A 16,937-nucleotide genomic window follows, 5' to 3' on the forward strand; every position below is an offset into this window, starting at 1 on the left:
ACAGTCTAACAGAGCGGCTGCGCCAGCGCGGGCCGGGAAAGGGTCGTATCCATGCTTGAGAATCTGTCCACTCGTCTCTCCGGGGTCGTCAAGACGCTGCGCGGCAATGCCCGGCTGACCGAGGACAATATTCAGGACGCGCTGCGCGAAGTACGCATGGCGCTGCTCGAGGCCGACGTGGCGCTGCCGGTGGTCAAGGGCTTTATTGCCGACATCAAGGTACGCGCGCTCGGCCAGGAAGTGATCGGCAGCCTGACGCCGGGGCAGGCGCTGGTCGGCGTCGTCTACGAAGAGCTGACCAAGCTGATGGGCGCGCAGAACGACGGCCTCAACCTGGCCGCGGTGCCGCCCGCCGTGGTGCTGATGGCCGGCCTGCAGGGCGCCGGCAAGACCACGACGAGCGGCAAGCTCGCCAAGCGCCTCAAGGAAGAGCAGAAGAAGAAGGTGCTGGTCGTCTCGGCCGACGTCTACCGCCCGGCGGCGATCGAACAGCTCAAGACCATCGCCGGCCAGCTCGACGTCGAGTGCTTCCCGTCGGACGTCAGCCAGAAGCCGGTCGACATCGCGCTGGCGGCGCTCGACTACGCCAAGAGGCACTTTTTCGACGTGCTGATCGTCGACACCGCCGGCCGTCTGGCGATCGACGAGGCGATGATGGTCGAAATCAAGGCGGTCCACGCCGCGATCAAGCCGGTCGAAACCCTGTTCGTCGTCGACGCGATGCAGGGCCAGGACGCGGTCAATACCGCCCAGGCGTTCAACGAGGCGCTGCCACTGACCGGTGTCGTGCTGACCAAGATGGACGGCGACTCGCGCGGTGGCGCGGCGCTGTCGGTCCGGCACATCACCGGCAAGCCGATCAAGTTCATCGGCGTCGGCGAAAAACTCACCGGGATCGAGCCGTTCCACCCGGACCGGATGGCCAGCCGGATCCTCGGCATGGGCGACGTGCTCAGCCTGATCGAAGACGTGCAGAAGACCGTCGACGAAGCCGAAGCGCTGAAAATGATGAAGAAGGTCAAGTCCGGCAAGGGCTTCGACCTCGAGGACTTCAAGGCACAGATCGGCCAGATGAAGAAAATGGGCGGCATGTCGGCGCTGCTCGACAAGCTGCCGGGCATGGGCCAGATCGGCGAGATGGCCAACCAGCAGGTCACCGACAAGGCCGTTGCGCGGATCGAGGGCATCATCAATTCGATGACGCCCGCCGAGCGCAAGAAACCCGAGCTGATCAAGGCCAGCCGCAAGCGCCGCATCGCCACCGGTGCCGGCGTCACGGTGCAGGAAGTCAACAAGCTGCTCAACCAGTTCGAGCAGACGCAGAAGATGATGAAGCAGTTCAGCAAGGGCGGCATGGCGAAAATGATGCGCGGCATGAAGGGCATGTTGCCCGGCATGTAACCGTTTATCGCGGCGTCACCGCTCGACGGGCTTGTACTGGCTTGACTTTTTCTCGTACAATCGCCTGTTTCGCATAAACCGATTTACTGGATATCTGACATGGTTGTGATTCGTCTTGCCCGCGGCGGCGCCAAGAACCGCCCGTTCTACAACGTCGTTGTTTCCGATTCGCGCAACCGCCGCGACGGCCGCTTCATCGAGCGCGTGGGTTTCTACAACCCGCTGGCAGCCGAAAGCGAAGAAGGCCTGCGTCTGGCCATGGACCGCGTCAACTACTGGATCGGTGTCGGCGCGCAAGTGAACGACTCGGTCGCCAAGCTGCTGAAGGGCTACACCCCGGTCGCAGCGTAAGCTGACCGTGGTACGCACTCCTTCTGCCCCGCAGGCAGTCCCGGACGATCTGGTCGTCATGGGCTACGTCAGCGGGGCGTTTGGCATTCGTGGCTGGCTCAACGTCGTTGCCGATACCGAACATGCCGACAGCCTGCTCGACTACGAGACCTGGTGGCTCAAGCGTGACGGTGTGTGGTGCAGCTATGTCCTCGAAGAGGGCGCGGTTCATACCAAGAAGCTCGCTGCCAAATTCAGCGGTGTCGACGATCGCGATCACGCCTTCGCGCTCAAGGGCTGCGAAGTCGCCGTGCCGCGCAGCCTGATGCCCGAGGCGGGTGATGGCGAGTATTACTGGGCCGACCTGGTGGGCATGACGGTGGTCAATACCGCCGGCGAGACGCTCGGCATCGTCGACAAGCTGTTTGCCACCGGCGCGAACGATGTGCTGGTCGTCAGGGATGGCGAGACCGAGCGCCTGCTGCCTTTCGTCAAGCAGGTCGTGCTCAAGGTCGATACCGAGGCGCGCAGCCTCAGCGTCGACTGGGGTCTGGACTACTGAACGGCATGACGCGGCAGATCGACGTCGTTACGCTGTTCCCGGAAATGTTCGATGCGATCACCCGCTCCGGGGTGACGCGGCGAGCGGTGGAGCTCGGGGTTTTCGCGTTGCAGACGTGGAACCCGCGCGACTTCACCACCGACAACTATCGGCGTGTCGACGATCGCCCCTTCGGCGGCGGTCCCGGCATGGTGATGCAGCCCGAACCGCTCGAGCGCTCGATCGAGGCCGCCAAGGCGCGGCAGCGCGAGCTCGGGGCAAGGAGCAGGGTGGTTTACCTGTCGCCGCAGGGGCAGCGCCTGTCGCATGCCAAGGCGGTCGAGCTGGCCGGACTCGACGGGCTGGTGCTGCTGTGCGGCCGGTATGAAGGCGTTGACGAGCGGCTGATCCAGCGGCAGGTCGACGAGGAAATATCGATCGGCGATTACGTGCTGTCGGGGGGCGAGCTGCCGGCGATGGTGCTGATCGACGCGATCGCCAGGCTCTGGCCCGGGGTGCTCAATACCCAGGCCAGCGCCGAAGAAGATTCGTTTGTGGACGGGTTGCTCGATTGCCCGCATTACACCCGTCCCGAGGATTACCGCGGCATGGCGGTTCCGGAAGTCCTGCTTTCGGGAAATCATGCCAACATACGTCGCTGGCGTTTGAAGCAAGCGCTGGGCCGCACCTGGTTGCGCCGCCCGGATCTGCTCGCGGATCGCCGGCTTTCCAAAGAGGAAGCTCGTCTTCTGGCTGAATTCCAGTCCGAGTCCGCGGACTCGCCCGATCAAGGGTAGAAGGAACAAGCTTCGCAAGGAGTAATGCAATGAACCTGATTCAGCAACTCGAACAAGAAGAAATCGCTCGTCTGGGCAAGACCGTTCCGGAATTCGCACCGGGCGACACCGTGATCGTTCAGGTCAAGGTGAAGGAAGGTACGCGTGAGCGTCTGCAGGCTTACGAAGGCGTCGTGATTGCCAAGCGCAACCGCGGCCTGAACAGCTCGTTCATCGTCCGCAAGATTTCGTCGGGCGAAGGCGTCGAGCGTACGTTCCAGACCTTCTCGCCGCTGGTCGCTTCGATCGAAGTGAAGCGTCGCGGTGACGTCCGTCGCGCCAAGCTGTACTACCTCCGCGATCGTTCGGGCAAGTCGGCCCGTATCAAGGAAAAGCTGCCGGCCCGCAAGACCGTGGCTGCCGCCAAGTAAGGCGACTCCTTGTGCGGAAAACGCGGAGCTCAGGCTCCGCGTTTTTTTATGCCCGGCGATATCATGCCGGATGTACTGGCCAAGGAGCGTCGTCATGCCGAACGCGATCGAATACACCGGCTATCAGGCCGTCATCGCCACGCCGGTATCCCGGCTCGGGCTGCTGGCCGATGGCGACGTGCTGCTGCGGCTGGATTTCCTGCCCGACGAAGCGCCGCTGCACCCGCCGGCGACCAGCTTGCTGCAGGAAACGGAAAGACAGCTGGCGGCCTATTTCGGCGACGCCGGCTTCCGGTTCTCCCTGCCTTATCGTCTGGTGGGTACCGAGCACCAGCGCCGGGTCTGGCAGGCGATCGCGGCGATACCCGCGGGGCAGGTGCTGCGCTACGGCGACATTTCCGCCGCGCTGGGCTCGAGCGCGCGCGCGGTCGGCGGGGCGTGCGGGGACAACCCCCTGCCGATCGTCGTCCCTTGCCACCGGGTCGTCGCCGCGGCCGGGCTCGGGGGCTTCAACGCCAGTCGGCTCGGCATCGACTGGCTGCCGATCAAGCGCCGCTTGCTGCAGCACGAAGGCTGGCTCGGATGAAGCGCGACGCCGATGCGGTGCTGGTCGACGAATTCGTCGATGCGGTCTGGCTGGCCGAGCAGCTGGCGGCGAATACCGTCAACAGCTACCGGCTCGATCTTGCGATCTGGGCCGACTGGCTGGCCGACCGCGACACCGCCTTGCTGGCGGCCGGGCGTGACGACGTCCAGGCCTTCCTTGCCCGACAGGCGCGGACGCTCAAGGCGGCGACGCTGGCGCGGCGGCTGGCCAGCCTGCGCAAGTTCTACCGGCACTGGCTCGAGCACGAGCGCATCGCGGTCGATCCGACCGAGACGCTGCGCTCGCCGAAGCGGGTGAGGCCGTTGCCGAAAGCGCTGACCGAGGCGCAGGTCGAGGCCTTGCTGGCGGCGCCGCAGGTCGGCGAGCCGGCCGGCCTGCGTGACCGGGCGATGCTCGAACTGATGTACGCGACCGGGATGCGGGTGTCCGAAGTCGTCGCGCTGCGCAGCGATGCGCTGCATCTGGGCTCGGCGTATCTGACGGTGGCGCACGGCAAGGGAGACAAGGACCGCCTGGTGCCGGTCGGCGAAATCGCGCAGGACTGGCTGGTCCGCTATCTGAAGGAAGCGCGCCCGCTGCTCGTCGCCGGCCGGTTTGCGCCGACCGTGTTCGTCAATCAGCGGGGCGAGCCGCTGACCCGCCAGGGCGCCTGGTACATCCTCAAGCAGTACGCGGCTGCAGCCGCGATCGACGCCGACAAGCTCAGCCCGCATGTGCTGCGTCATGCGTTTGCCACGCACCTGCTCGATCATGGTGCCGATTTGCGCATCGTGCAGAGTCTGCTCGGTCATGCCGACATCAGCACCACGCAGATCTATACCCATATCGCCCGGGCGCGGCTGCAGGCGCTGCATCGCCACCACCCGAGGCAAAAAAGCTGAGGCGCAAATGGTGCCAATCGCATATTCTGGCGTGGTGTAAGACCTAGCCAAACTAAAGGGGGTAAATATGGCAGAACCTAGCCTGGTTAATGAAGGGCTGCAGAAAGCAGGCCAGTTGCAAACACTGGTCACCGACTACGCTGCCGCGTTCGGCGTGAAGATTCTGGTCGCGATCGCGTTCTGGGTGATCGGCCGCTGGCTGATCGGCTTCGCGGTCCGTCTGGTGCAGCGCTCGCTCGAGAACCAGAAGGTCGATCCGACCGTGCTGCGTTACCTCGGCTCGGTCATCACGGTCACGCTGAACATCCTGCTGGTCGTCGGCATCCTCGGTTACTTTGGCGTGCAGACGACGACGTTCGCCGCGCTGATCGCCGCGCTCGGCCTGGCGGTCGGCATGGCGTGGTCGGGCTTGCTGGCGAACTTCGCCGGCGGCGCGTTCATCATCGTGTTGCGGCCGTTCAAGGTCGGCGATTTCGTCTCCGCCGGCGGCGTGACCGGCACGATCAAGGAGATCGGCCTGTTCGCCACGGCGATCAATACGCCGGACAACGTGCTGACGCTGGTCGGCAACAACAAGATCTTCAGCGACACGATCCAGAACTTCACCCACAACCCGTTCCGCCGCGTCGATCTCAAGGCGCAACTGTCGGGAGCCGCCGACTACCAGGCGGCGATTGCCGCGCTGAAGGGGCGGATCGCCGCGATCCCGAACGTGGTCGCCGAGCCGGCCGTCGACGTCGAAATCCTCGAGTTCAACCTGGTGGGGCCGGTGCTGGCGGTGCGGCCGTACTGCCACAACGACAACTACTGGCAGGTGTACTTCGACACCAACAAGACGATCAAGGACGTGCTCGGCACCGACTTCCCGGCGCCGATGCCGGCGCAGACGGTCATCGTCCAGCAGTCGTAAACGGATAACGCAGCCAAAAACAAACCCCGCCTGTGCGGGGTTTGTTTTTGGAGGGACGGATCAGGCGGGAACCGGCTCGGTGACCGGGAAGTCGAGCACGACCTTGCCGTCGTCGTCGACATCGATCGTCACGTCGCCGCCGTGGGTCAGCCGGCCGAACAGCAACTCGTCGGCCAATGCCTTGCGGATCGTGTCCTGGATCAGCCTGGCCATCGGCCGCGCGCCCATCAGCGGATCGAAGCCCTTGCTTGCAAGCATGTCCTTCAGCGCGCCGGTGAAGTGCGCGTCGACCTTCTTCTCCTGCAGCTGCATTTCCAGCTGCAGCAGGAACTTGTCGACCACCTGCAGGATGATCTCGTGCGACAGCGGCGCGAACGGAATCACCGCGTCGAGCCGGTTGCGGAACTCCGGCGTGAACAGGCGCTTGATCTCCTGCATCTCGTCGCCGGCCTCCTTCCTGGCGGTGAAGCCCATCACCGGCTTGTTCAGCGCCTCGGCGCCGGCGTTGGTCGTCATCACCACGATCACGTTGCGGAAGTCCGCCTTGCGGCCGTTGTTGTCGGTCAGCGTACCGTGGTCCATCACCTGCAGCAGCACGTTGAAGATGTCCGGATGCGCCTTCTCGATCTCGTCGAGCAGCAGCACCGCGTACGGATGCTTGTTGACCGCCTCGGTCATCAGCCCGCCCTGCTCGAAGCCGACGTAGCCCGGTGGCGCGCCGATCAGCCGGCTGACCGCATGGCGCTCCATGTATTCGGACATGTCGAAGCGGATCAGCTCGATCCCGAGCGTGTACGCAAGCTGCCGGGCGACCTCGGTCTTGCCGACGCCGGTCGGGCCGCTGAACAGGAAGGCACCGATCGGCTTCTGCGGGTTGCCAAGGCCGGCACGCGCCATCTTGATCGCGGTCGACAAGGCTTCGATCGCCTTGTCCTGACCGAACACGACGTTCTTCAAATCGCGGTCCAGCGTCTTCAGCGCGCTCTTGTCGTCGTTCGAGACGTTCTTCGGCGGAATCCGTGCGATCTTCGAGACGATGTCCTCGATCTCGTGCTTGTTGATCGTCTTCTTCTGCTTCGAGCGCGGCAGAATCTTCTGCGCCGCGCCGGCTTCGTCGATCACGTCGATCGCCTTGTCGGGCAGGTGGCGGTCGTTGATGTACTTGGCCGACAGCTCGGCGGCCGAGGTCAGCGCCGCCAGCGTGTACTTGACGCCATGGTGCGACTCGAACTTCTCCTTCAGCCCCTTGAGGATCTCGATCGTCTGCTGGACGGTCGGCTCGACCACGTCGATCTTCTGGAAGCGACGCGACAGCGCGTTGTCCTTCTCGAAGATGCCGCGATACTCGGTGTAGGTCGTCGCGCCGATGCACTTGAGCGTGCCGTTCGATAGCGCAGGCTTGAGCAGGTTGGACGCATCCAGCGTACCACCGGACGCCGCGCCGGCGCCGACGAGGGTGTGGATCTCGTCGATGAACAGGATCGCGTTGCGTTCCTCGGTCAGTTGCTTGATCACCGCCTTGAGGCGCTGCTCGAAGTCGCCGCGGTACTTGGTGCCGGCGAGCAGCGCGCCCATGTCGAGTGCGTAGACGGTTGCGTCGGCGAGAATGTCGGGGACGTCGCCCTCGACGATGCTGCGCGCGAGCCCTTCGGCGATCGCGGTCTTGCCGACGCCGGCTTCGCCGACCAGCAGCGGGTTGTTCTTGCGGCGGCGGCAGAGGATCTGCACGACACGCTCGAGCTCGCTGTCACGGCCGATCAGCGGGTCGATCTTGCCGGCGAGGGCCTGCTGGTTGAGGTTCTGGGTGAAGTTCTCCAGCGCACCGCCGGTCGCGGCCTCGCCCTCGTGTTCCTCTCCGGGCGACTCGGGCTTCGGCGCCGGTTGCGCGCCGCCGCCGGCCTTGGCAATGCCGTGCGAGATGAAGTTGACGACGTCGAGCCGGGTGATGCCCTGCTGGTGCAGGAAGTACACCGCGTGGCTGTCCTTCTCGCCGAAGATCGCGACCAGCACGTTGGCGCCGGTGACTTCCTTCTTGCCCGAGCTCTGCACGTGCAGGATCGCGCGCTGGATGACGCGCTGGAAGCCGATCGTCGGCTGGGTTTCGACTTCGCCACTGCCCGACACCACCGGCGTGTGCTCGGTGACGAAGTCGGACAACTGCCGCCGCAGCTCGTCGATATTGGCGCTGCATGCGCGCAGCACCTCGGCGGCCGACGGGTTGTCGAGCAGCGCGAGCAGCAGGTGCTCGACGGTGATGTATTCGTGGCGCTTTTGCCTAGCCTCCATGAAGGCCATGTGGAGGCTCACTTCCAGTTCCTGGGCGATCATTCGTTCACCTCCATGATGCATTGAAGCGGGTGTTGGTGCTGACGGGCATGCTGACTCACTTGGCTGACCTTGGTCGCCGCGATGTCCCTGGGGTAAACCCCACAGATGCCGCGGCCCTCTTTATGGACTTTGAGCATCACGATTGTCGCTTGTTCAAGCCCCAGACCGAAAAATTGCTGGAGCACCTCGACGACGAACTCCATCGGCGTGTAGTCGTCGTTGAGCAGGACCACCCGGTACATCGGCGGTGCTGCGGCACGGCGCTCCTTTTCTGCGAGTGAGGGGTCAAGCTGATGCTGTGTCGCCATGATTTTCCGTCTGTCTCCGCTCTTTTATTTTGGTCTGTAGGGGGGGCTTTTCAAGCGTGCCAGCCAAACAACACTCAACGAATTGTGCCAACCGATTCCCTTGACCTGTTTCGTCAATATCGCGTAAAAATGAACCGCGTTTGATAGCCAAGCATCATGCCGTACCGGTATTCCCGTTGTGCAGGCCTTGATGTCAAACCTCAACGCCCGCAAGGGTGCAATGCGTTCACAGTTTTTTTGGAGAAATACGCCAAATGGCAACGGGTACCGTTAAGTGGTTCAATGATTCCAAGGGCTTCGGCTTCATCACTCCGGACGAAGGCGGCGAGGACATCTTCGCTCATTTCTCGGCGATCAACATGCCGGGCTTCAAGACCCTGAAGGAAGGCCAGCGCGTGTCGTTCGAAGTGGCGCAAGGCCCGAAGGGCAAGCAAGCCGCCAACATCCAGGGCGCCTAAGCGTCCGCGATGTCGAAAAGGCCCCGCGCGAGCGGGGCTTTTTCATTGTGCGCGCCGGCGCCGCAACAAAAAACCCCGCCGAGGCGGGGTTTTCGTCATCGCGGGGATTTTACATCCGGGCGATGATCGCCTTGCCGAAGGCCGAGCACGACACTTCCTCGGCGCCGTCCATCAGGCGGGCGAAGTCGTAGGTCACGACCTTGTCCTGGATGGTCTTTTCGGTTGCGCTGATGATCAGGTCGGCGGCTTCCTTCCAGCCCAGATGGCGCAGCATCATTTCGGCCGACAGCAGCAGCGAGCCCGGGTTGACCTTGTCCTGGCCGGCGTACTTCGGTGCCGTGCCGTGGGTCGCTTCGAAGCAGGCGATGTTGTCCGACAGGTTGGCGCCCGGGGCGATGCCGATGCCGCCGACTTGTGCTGCGAGCGCGTCCGACACGTAGTCGCCATTGAGGTTCAGCGTGGCGATCACGTCGTATTCGGCCGGGCGCAGCAGGATCTGCTGCAGGAAGGCGTCGGCGATCACGTCCTTGATCACGATGCCGTTCGGCAGTTGCAGCCACGGGCCGCCGTCGATCTCGACGCCGCCGAATTCACGCTTGGCAAGCTCGTAGCCCCACTGGCGGAACATGCCTTCGGTGAACTTCATGATGTTGCCCTTGTGGACCAGGGTCACCGACTTGCGATTGTTGTCGATCGCGTACTGGATCGCCTTGCGCACCAAGCGCTCGGTGCCTTCCTTGCTGACGGGCTTGATGCCGATCGACGACGACTCTGGGAAGCGGATCTTCTTGACGCCCATTTCGCCTTGCAGGAAGTCGATGACCTTCTTGGCGCCTTCGGTCTGGGCTTCCCATTCGATGCCGGCGTAGATGTCTTCGGTGTTCTCGCGGAAGATCACCATGTCGGTCAGGTCCGGGCGCTTCAGCGGCGACGGTACGCCGGAGAAGTAGCGCACCGGGCGCAGGCAGACGTAGAGGTCGAGCTGCTGGCGCAGCGCGACGTTGAGCGAACGGATGCCGCCGCCGACCGGGGTCGCCAGCGGGCCCTTGATCGACACGACGTAGTCCTTCAGCGCGGCGAGGGTTTCTTCCGGCAGGTAGTTGTCGTTGCCGTAGACCTTGGCAGCCTTCTCGCCGCAGTAGATTTCCATCCAGTGGATCTTCCGGCTGCCGCCGTAGCATTTGGCCACGGCTGCATCGACGACGTCCTTCATCACCGGGGTGATGTCGACACCAATGCCATCGCCTTCGATGAACGGAATGATCGGGTTATCGGGCGTTGCCAGGTTCGGGACGATCTTGGCGCCTTCGGCGGGGACTTTGATGTAGCTCATCGCGCTCTTCCTGCAGATGGGGTTATGACAATGCTGTAACGGCAGCAGACAAACTACGATTATGGCGTGAAGATTCACGTCGTGCAAAGCCAAGCTTGCGGATCAACCGGTAAAATCGCGGCATGGCCCGTTTGATTCTGCTCAATAAACCGTTTGGCGTGATCTGCCAGTTCTCGCCCAGCCCGCCGCACCAGTCGCTGGCCGACTACGTGCGCGTGTCCGATGTCTATCCGGCCGGCCGGCTCGATACCGATTCGGAAGGGCTGCTGCTGCTGACCGACTCGGGGCCGCTGCAGGCGCGCATTGCCGATCCGAAACACAAGCTGCCCAAGACCTACTGGGTGCAGGTCGACGGCGCGCCGACGGAGGCCGATCTCGAACCGCTGCGCCGTGGCGTCGATCTGGGCGACTTTACCGCCAAGCCGGCGCAGGTGCGCATCATCGGCGAACCGGAAGGGCTGTGGCCGCGGGTGCCGCCGGTGCGCTTTCGCGCCAGGATCCCGACGACCTGGCTCGAGGTGATCATCGCCGAGGGCAAGAACCGCCAGGTGCGGCGGATGACGGCCAAGGTCGGCTTTCCGACCCTGCGGCTGGTCCGCGCGGCCATCGGCGATTACACGCTGGCCGGGCTGGCGCCGGGGCAGTGGCGCGAGCTGCGCGTCGCCGCGCCGAATCCGCCCGTCGTCGCGGCCATACCCGGCAGGCCGAAGCAGCGCGGCCGGCGCGGGCCGAACAAAGCCCGCTGAAAGCGTGGTGCGCTTCGGGTAAAATCCTGTTTTGCTTGGAAAAACGCGTATGTGGAAGCCCAATGCCACCGTCGCCGCGGTGATCGAGCGCGACGGCCGCTTTCTGCTGGTCGAGGAACGCATCCTCGGCCAGCGCAAACTGAACCAGCCTGCCGGCCATGTCGAGCAGGGCGAGTCCATCGTCGCCGCTGCGGTGCGCGAGACGCTGGAGGAGACTGCCCATCATTTCGTGCCCGAGGCGCTGGTCGGTGTCTACCAGTGGAGTCCGCCGGAACGCCCCGAACTGACCTATCTGCGCTTTGCCTTTACCGGCAGGCTGACCGGCCACGAGCCCGCGCGCGCGCTCGACGACGGTATCGAGGCGGCGGTGTGGTTGAGCCGCGACGAGATCGTCGCCCGTGCCGACGAGCACCGCAGCCCGCTGATCCTGGCCTGCATCGACGACTATCTGGCCGGCAGGCGCTATCCGCTCGGGCTGCTGCGCGATTTCGATCGTATCGAGGATGAACTGGCCGGAGAAACGGCATGAGCGACAAGATCGTCGTCGGGCTCTCGGGCGGGGTCGATTCGAGCGTGACCGCGCACCTGCTCAAACAGCAGGGTTTTGACGTGCACGGCGTGTTCATGCAGAACTGGGAAGACGATAACAACGACGAGTACTGCTCGATCAAGGAAGACTCGATGGACGCGATCGCCGTCGCGGACCTCTTGGGGATCGATATCGAACTCGTCAACTTCGCCAGGGAGTACAAGGACCGGGTGTTCTCGTACTTCCTCGCCGAGTACTCGGCCGGCCGTACGCCGAACCCGGACATCCTCTGCAACAGCGAAATCAAGTTCAAGTGCTTCCTCGACTACGCGATCTCGCTCGGCGGCGCCAGGATGGCGACCGGCCACTACTGCGGCAACCGCGTCCGTGCCGACGGCCGCACCGAGCTGATCCGCGCGGCGGACCAGGGCAAGGACCAGACCTACTTCCTCTACCGGCTGAGCCAGGCGCAGGTGAGCCAGGCGGTGTTCCCGCTCGGCGGCCTGCAGAAGTCCGAGGTGCGGCGCATTGCCGAGGAGATCGGCCTGCCGAACGCGAAGAAGAAGGACAGCACCGGCATCTGTTTCATCGGCGAACGGCCGTTCCGCGACTTCCTCAACCGCTATCTGCCCAAGGTGCCTGGCAGGATGGTCACGCCCGACGGCAAGGTGATGGGCGAGCACATGGGGCTGATGTACTACACGCTCGGCCAGCGCTCTGGGCTGGGCATCGGTGGCGACAAGTCGGGCAGTGGCGAGCCGTGGTTCGTCGGCGGCAAGGACATGGCGAGCAACGAGCTGATCGTCGTCCAGGGGCATGACCACCCCTTGCTGCTGAAGTCGACGCTGCTGGCGCTGGACTGCTCGTGGATTCTTGGCGAGCAGCCGGCCGAGGGCCGCTATACCGCCAAGACGCGCTACCGGCAGCAGGACGCCGCGTGCACGCTGCGCCATGTCGACGGCGGCGTCGAGCTGGTGTTCGACGAGCCGCAGTGGGCGATGACGCCGGGGCAGTCGATGGTGCTGTATCAGGGCGACGTCTGCCTCGGTGGCGGCATCATCCAGTAGGCCCGTCGACGGTCGATGAAAAACGGACGCTTTCGCGTCCGTTTTTCTTTGCCGTGTTTCGGCGGCGGTCCGGGCCGGCAGTGCTTCGTGCGGTGAAGAGCTGGCCGATGATCGCCTCACGTGGCGAAGGGCTAATCGATGGTCGCTTCACGCAGTGAAGCGAAGGCAACCGCTAGCCCGCCCGCGCCGATGTTGACGCCGGCGGTCGTGCTCATTTCGCTCAAGTGCACCGTCACGCCGTGGCGGGCGGCGACCTTGCACATCGTCTGGTACGCGTTCATGGTGTTCACCACGCGGGTATCGCCGCCGTAGCTGACGCAGACGACCGGCGCGTCGAGCCCGGCCTCGATGTGTTCGATCGCGGTCGCGAACAGCTTGTCGACGCCGGCATCGAAACCGCGCACCTTGGCGACCGGGTGGGTGTCGCCGCGGAAACCGCGGATCACCGGCTTGATGTCGAGCGCGCTGCCGAGCAGGTAGGCGGCGAGGCCGACGCTCTTGTCGCCCTTGCGCCGCGCCTGGTGGCGCAACTGGCCGAGGTCGGACGGCATCAGGAAGGCCTGCGTCGTCTGCGTCAGCCGCTCGATCTGGGCGATGATCCTGCTCGTCGTCGCCCCTTCGGCGGCGAGGCGGGCGACCTCGGCGACGATCAGTCCCTGGCCCGGGAAGAGGTTCTGGCTGTCGAACACGCGCAGCGAGAACGGCCTGGCGTGGCCGGCGGCCTCGCGCACCGGCCGGTAATCGGTCAGCACGCCGCGCGCGGCGGTGCTGGCGTTGTCGAAAATCCGGCTGCGCGACTGCATCACCGTGATGCAGAACACGTAGTCGAAATCGACGACGAGCCGGTCGAGAAACAGCGCGCGAATCTGCTCGGGCGTCAGCGGTGCCGACGTGTAGTCGGTCGCCAGCTTCAGCTCGTCGCGGTAGAACGCACGCGTTGCCGCCGGATCGCGGTGGTCGACGAAGCTCGAGCCGTCGCCGTGGATCGCGATCGGCATGATCTCGATGCCGTGGGCATCGATGAAGTCGCGCGGCAGGTCGCAGCAGGAATCGGTGACGATGCCGATACGCATGATGGGTCCAGTGGTTGCTTTTGTAGTGGTCCCGATGGTTGCGAGCCGGCGATGCCAGCGTCAACTAGGGGCCGGACCCTAGGGCGGCGTTTGCCCGCCGAAGCGACGGCGGAATGCGACAAGGCCGCCCGGAGGCGGCCTTGTCGGTGTTGCATCGTCGCGACTACTGCTCGGCTTCGGTCGCGGGCTGCTGGTCCCACGGCAGCGGCACCTTGTTGCCGTTGAGCGTGAACGCGCCTTCGCTGAGCTTGGCGTCGGCCGACAGCAGGTCGCCGTCGACGCGGATCAGCTTCTGCTCGGCCAGCCGGTTGATCTGGCCCTCGACGAACTGGCCGACCAGATAGTCGAGGTCGTCGTTCGAGATGCCCGATTCGCTGCCGCCGAACATATTGCGCGCCTGCCAGCTGGCGACGGTCTCGATCACCTTGCGCGGCACGTTGAAATCGGCGCGCGCGTCGAGTTTCTTGACGAGGTCGACCGGCTTGTCGAGGTCGGCGGCGACGAAGCCCTTGAGGCCGACTTCGGCCGAGAAGCGGATCGCGCCGTCGGGCAGCTTGACGTTGAACGACTGGATCGCCAGCTTCGGGTCGTTGGTCAGCAGCGGCATGCCTTCGGTCTTGGCTAGCTTGACCACCGCGTCGGTGAACTGTTCGCGCGTCAGCTTCTGCTTCTGCAGCCGGGTCAGCCCGTCCGAGAGCTTGGCCAGCGTCGGGCCGTGCAGGTGGCTGGCGGTCGCGACCATTTCGGCCGGGCCGTAGGGCTTGCCGTCGAGTTGCAGCTTGTCGAGCGTGAAGCGCGCCAGGCCGTCGATGAATTCGCCCTTCTCGCTGATCTGGCCGTTGTAGGCAAGCTGGTCGAGCTGCAGCTTCAGCGGCTGGCCCTCTGCAAGGTTCAGATTCAGTTGCTCGAGCTTGATGCTCGAGGTGCCGATCATGATCCCGGCGTTGCCGCGCTTGTGGTCGAGCGTGGCGCTGAGGTTCCTGAGCGCGAAGCTGCCCTTGTCCTTGGCTTCGCCGGACAGCCCCGGCGCAAGCGCGGCCAGCTTGATGCTGTTGAAATCGCCGCCGTAGTCGAGCGTGGCGTCCAGTCCCTGCCACTTGGCCTTGACGCCCGAGATCGCTTCCTCGTAGTCGAAGCTCGGCACCTTGATGCTCATCACGCCGTCGTCGGTGAAGCCGATGCGGTTCTCGATCTGGATCGGCTTCTGTTCGCCAAAGAAGCGCGACAGGAACTTCTGCGTCTCGGGCGAGAACTTGAACTCGGTGTCGACGACGGCCTTGTACGGATGCAGGTTGAAGTGGCCGAGCAGCGGCAGCGGACCGTGGGTGACGTTCTGCGTGTACTTGAGCTCGAACACCGGCAGCGGCTCGCCCTCGCGTTCGAGGAAGAAGCGGTAGTAGTCCGGGTTGACCTGCAGCGTCGCCGTCTCGGTCGAGCTGAACCAGCCGCGGTGGTAGCTGCGGTCCTTGACGATGAAGTAAGGCAGGCTCGCCAGCCACTCGTGCTGTTTCTGCATGGTGTCCTGCACGGCCCGGCCGGCGTACCAGGTGCCACCGACATAGGCCACCGCGAGCGCAGCAACCGTGCTGATGCTGGCGATGATGACTTTGCGTTTCAACGTCCCACTCCCTAGAGCCAGTTCAATCTCTTTTCGCATCAGCGTTCGGCGTAGTGCCGGGCCGTGTCAAAGGTCTGTGTGAATCAGATCCGGCGCGCAAGTTCCTCGGCGCAGCCCAGATAGCTCGCCGGGGTCATCGCCTTGAGGCGGGCCTTCTCGTCGTCCGGGATCGCCAGGCCGTCGATGAACACCGCCAGCGTTTCGCGCGTCATGCCGCGCTGGCCGCGGGTCAGCGCCTTCAGCTGCTCGTACGGGTTCGGCACCGCGTAGCGGCGCATCACGGTCTGGATCGGCTCGGCCAGCACTTCCCAGTTGGCGTCGAGGTCGTCGAGCATCGCCTGGCGGTTCACCTCGAGCTTGTTCAGGCCCTTGAGTGCCGAGACATAGCCGAGCAGCGCGTAGCCGAGGCCGACGCCCATATTGCGCAGCACGGTCGAGTCGGTCAGGTCGCGCTGCCAGCGCGACACCGGCAGCTTCTGCGACAGATGCGTCAGCAAGGCGTTGGCGAGGCCGAGGTTGCCTTCGGAGTTCTCGAAGTCGATCGGGTTGACCTTGTGCGGCATCGTCGAGCTGCCGACTTCGTTCTTGTTGACCTTCTGCTTGAAGAAGCCCAGCGAGATGTAGCCCCAGATGTCGCGGTTGGCGTCGATCAGGATGGTGTTGACGCGCGCGAACGTGTCGTACAGCTCGCTCATGTAGTCGTGCGGCTCGATCTGGATCGTGTACGGGTTGAAGGTGATGCCGAGGCTTTCGACAAAGCGGTGGCAGAAGCCTTCCCAGTCGAAACCCGGGTACGCCGACAGGTGGGCGTTGTAGTTGCCGACCGCGCCGTTGATCTTGCCCAGCAGCTCGATCTTCTCGAGCCGGACCAGCTGGCGTTCGAGCCGGTAGGCGATGTTGGCCATTTCCTTGCCCATCGTCGTCGGCGTCGCCGGCTGGCCGTGGGTGCGGCTCATCATCGGCGCGTCGGCGAGCGCGTGCGCCAGTTCCTTGAACTTGGTGACGATCTCTTCGATGCGCGGCAGCAGCACGGTTTCGCGCGCGGCCCTGAGCATCAGCGCATGGCTGAGGTTGTTGATGTCTTCCGAGGTACAGGCGAAGTGGATGAACTCGCTGGCGGCCGACACTTCGGCATTGCCCGACAGGCGTTCCTTCATCCAGTACTCGACCGCCTTGACGTCATGGTTGGTCGTGCGTTCGATCGTCTTCACCTCGAGCGCGTGCTCCGGGCTGAAGCGGGCGACGAGCGAGTCGAGCTCGGCGATGGTCGCGGCCGAAAACGGCTTGATTTCGGTGATCGCCGGCTCGGCGGCGAGCGCCTTGAGCCAGGCGATTTCGACGGTGACGCGGCTCTTGACCAGCGCGTACTCGGAGAAATGCGGGCGCAGGTCGGCGAGCTGCTTTTCGTAACGGCCGTCGAGCGGGGAAAGGGCGGTCAGTGCGGACAATTCCATGGCGGAGCACACAAGCGGTTGAATCGAACGGGAAATTCTATCACAGACCGCGTGACCGCTCCGTGGCATGCCGGCGCCGCGCGCCCGACCGCCCGCGCCGGTAGTCCGGCCGTTCGTCGGGCTGTATTGCGTTGCAGCATATTGCG

18 protein-coding genes are annotated in these 16,937 nt (G+C 64.4%); 12 read left to right on the forward strand and 6 right to left on the reverse strand.

The genetic code is table 11. The features are described 5' to 3' along the window. The first annotated feature begins 51 nt into the window (after window positions 1–51). The 8 genes from ffh to BJP62_RS14550 all read left to right on the forward strand — a co-directional run bounded on the left by ffh (window position 52) and on the right by BJP62_RS14550 (window position 5,877). Window positions 52–1,401 (forward strand): signal recognition particle protein, encoded by a 1,350-nt coding sequence (gene ffh / locus BJP62_RS14515; protein WP_070530709.1) that lies wholly within the window; start codon window positions 52–54, stop codon window positions 1,399–1,401. Window positions 1,402–1,500: 99 nt separating this feature from the next. Continuing rightward, window positions 1,501–1,752 (forward strand): 30S ribosomal protein S16, encoded by a 252-nt coding sequence (gene rpsP / locus BJP62_RS14520; RefSeq protein WP_070530711.1) that lies wholly within the window; start codon window positions 1,501–1,503, stop codon window positions 1,750–1,752. Between the two features lie 58 nt (window positions 1,753–1,810). Continuing rightward, window positions 1,811–2,293 carry a ribosome maturation factor RimM gene (gene rimM, locus BJP62_RS14525; protein WP_070530713.1) on the forward strand — a complete coding sequence of 161 codons (483 nt, stop codon included), beginning with the start codon at window positions 1,811–1,813 and terminating at the stop codon, window positions 2,291–2,293. 5 nt (window positions 2,294–2,298) lie between these two features. Continuing rightward, window positions 2,299–3,069, forward strand: a complete 771-nt coding sequence (gene trmD / locus BJP62_RS14530; RefSeq protein WP_070530715.1) for a tRNA (guanosine(37)-N1)-methyltransferase TrmD — start codon at window positions 2,299–2,301, stop codon at window positions 3,067–3,069. 29 nt (window positions 3,070–3,098) lie between these two features. Next, on the forward strand, window positions 3,099–3,479 hold the full coding sequence (rplS, locus tag BJP62_RS14535) for a 50S ribosomal protein L19 (protein ID WP_070530717.1): 381 nt from the start codon (window positions 3,099–3,101) through the stop codon (window positions 3,477–3,479). A gap of 94 nt (window positions 3,480–3,573) precedes the next feature. After that, a complete protein-coding gene (locus BJP62_RS14540; RefSeq protein ID WP_070530718.1) occupies window positions 3,574–4,065 on the forward strand; it encodes a methylated-DNA--[protein]-cysteine S-methyltransferase in 492 nt (163 codons plus the stop codon). Next, window positions 4,062–4,967 (forward strand): site-specific tyrosine recombinase XerD, encoded by a 906-nt coding sequence (gene xerD / locus BJP62_RS14545; protein ID WP_070530720.1) that lies wholly within the window; start codon window positions 4,062–4,064, stop codon window positions 4,965–4,967. Before BJP62_RS14540 ends, xerD begins: the two co-directional genes overlap by 4 nt. Window positions 4,968–5,034: 67 nt before the next feature. Continuing rightward, window positions 5,035–5,877 carry a mechanosensitive ion channel family protein gene (locus BJP62_RS14550; RefSeq protein WP_070530722.1) on the forward strand — a complete coding sequence of 281 codons (843 nt, stop codon included), beginning with the start codon at window positions 5,035–5,037 and terminating at the stop codon, window positions 5,875–5,877. A gap of 60 nt (window positions 5,878–5,937) precedes the next feature. Here the strand turns inward: BJP62_RS14550 and clpA are convergent, their stop codons facing one another. Next, window positions 5,938–8,205, reverse strand: a complete 2,268-nt coding sequence (gene clpA / locus BJP62_RS14555; protein WP_070530724.1) for an ATP-dependent Clp protease ATP-binding subunit ClpA — start codon at window positions 8,203–8,205, stop codon at window positions 5,938–5,940. Then, window positions 8,202–8,513, reverse strand: coding sequence for an ATP-dependent Clp protease adapter ClpS (gene clpS / locus BJP62_RS14560; RefSeq protein ID WP_070530726.1), 312 nt, complete (start codon window positions 8,511–8,513; stop codon window positions 8,202–8,204). Before clpS ends, clpA begins: the two co-directional genes overlap by 4 nt. A gap of 254 nt (window positions 8,514–8,767) precedes the next feature. Here clpS and BJP62_RS14565 point away from each other — a divergent pair, with 254 nt between their 5' ends. Then, window positions 8,768–8,971 (forward strand): cold-shock protein, encoded by a 204-nt coding sequence (locus BJP62_RS14565; protein ID WP_070530728.1) that lies wholly within the window; start codon window positions 8,768–8,770, stop codon window positions 8,969–8,971. A 109-nt stretch (window positions 8,972–9,080) separates the two neighbouring features. On the opposite strand, the gene icd is transcribed toward BJP62_RS14565, so the two are convergent. Next, window positions 9,081–10,304 carry an NADP-dependent isocitrate dehydrogenase gene (gene icd, locus BJP62_RS14570; protein WP_070530730.1) on the reverse strand — a complete coding sequence of 408 codons (1,224 nt, stop codon included), beginning with the start codon at window positions 10,302–10,304 and terminating at the stop codon, window positions 9,081–9,083. Window positions 10,305–10,426: 122 nt separating this feature from the next. Here icd and BJP62_RS14575 point away from each other — a divergent pair, with 122 nt between their 5' ends. Genes BJP62_RS14575 through mnmA form a run of 3 tightly spaced genes read left to right on the forward strand, consistent with a single transcriptional unit; the run spans window position 10,427 to window position 12,646 of the window. Next, window positions 10,427–11,050, forward strand: coding sequence for a pseudouridine synthase (locus BJP62_RS14575; protein ID WP_070530731.1), 624 nt, complete (start codon window positions 10,427–10,429; stop codon window positions 11,048–11,050). Between the two features lie 49 nt (window positions 11,051–11,099). Next, window positions 11,100–11,579 (forward strand): NUDIX hydrolase, encoded by a 480-nt coding sequence (locus tag BJP62_RS14580; RefSeq protein ID WP_070530733.1) that lies wholly within the window; start codon window positions 11,100–11,102, stop codon window positions 11,577–11,579. Continuing rightward, window positions 11,576–12,646: a tRNA 2-thiouridine(34) synthase MnmA gene (gene mnmA, locus BJP62_RS14585; protein WP_070530735.1), complete on the forward strand. Its 1,071-nt coding sequence runs from the start codon at window positions 11,576–11,578 to the stop codon at window positions 12,644–12,646. Before BJP62_RS14580 ends, mnmA begins: the two co-directional genes overlap by 4 nt. A gap of 131 nt (window positions 12,647–12,777) precedes the next feature. Here mnmA and BJP62_RS14590 read toward each other — a convergent pair whose 3' ends face one another. The 3 genes from BJP62_RS14590 to purB all read right to left on the reverse strand — a co-directional run bounded on the left by BJP62_RS14590 (window position 12,778) and on the right by purB (window position 16,791). Further along, on the reverse strand, window positions 12,778–13,719 hold the full coding sequence (locus tag BJP62_RS14590; RefSeq protein WP_070530737.1) for a DegV family protein: 942 nt from the start codon (window positions 13,717–13,719) through the stop codon (window positions 12,778–12,780). A 163-nt stretch (window positions 13,720–13,882) separates the two neighbouring features. Further along, on the reverse strand, window positions 13,883–15,337 hold the full coding sequence (locus BJP62_RS14595; protein ID WP_070530738.1) for a YdgA family protein: 1,455 nt from the start codon (window positions 15,335–15,337) through the stop codon (window positions 13,883–13,885). An 83-nt stretch (window positions 15,338–15,420) separates the two neighbouring features. Beyond that, on the reverse strand, window positions 15,421–16,791 hold the full coding sequence (gene purB / locus BJP62_RS14600) for an adenylosuccinate lyase (RefSeq protein WP_070530740.1): 1,371 nt from the start codon (window positions 16,789–16,791) through the stop codon (window positions 15,421–15,423). Window positions 16,792–16,937 lie beyond the last annotated feature (146 nt).

It is taken from the genome of Jeongeupia sp. USM3, from assembly GCF_001808185.1.
Lineage (GTDB): Bacteria > Pseudomonadota > Gammaproteobacteria > Burkholderiales > Chitinibacteraceae > Jeongeupia.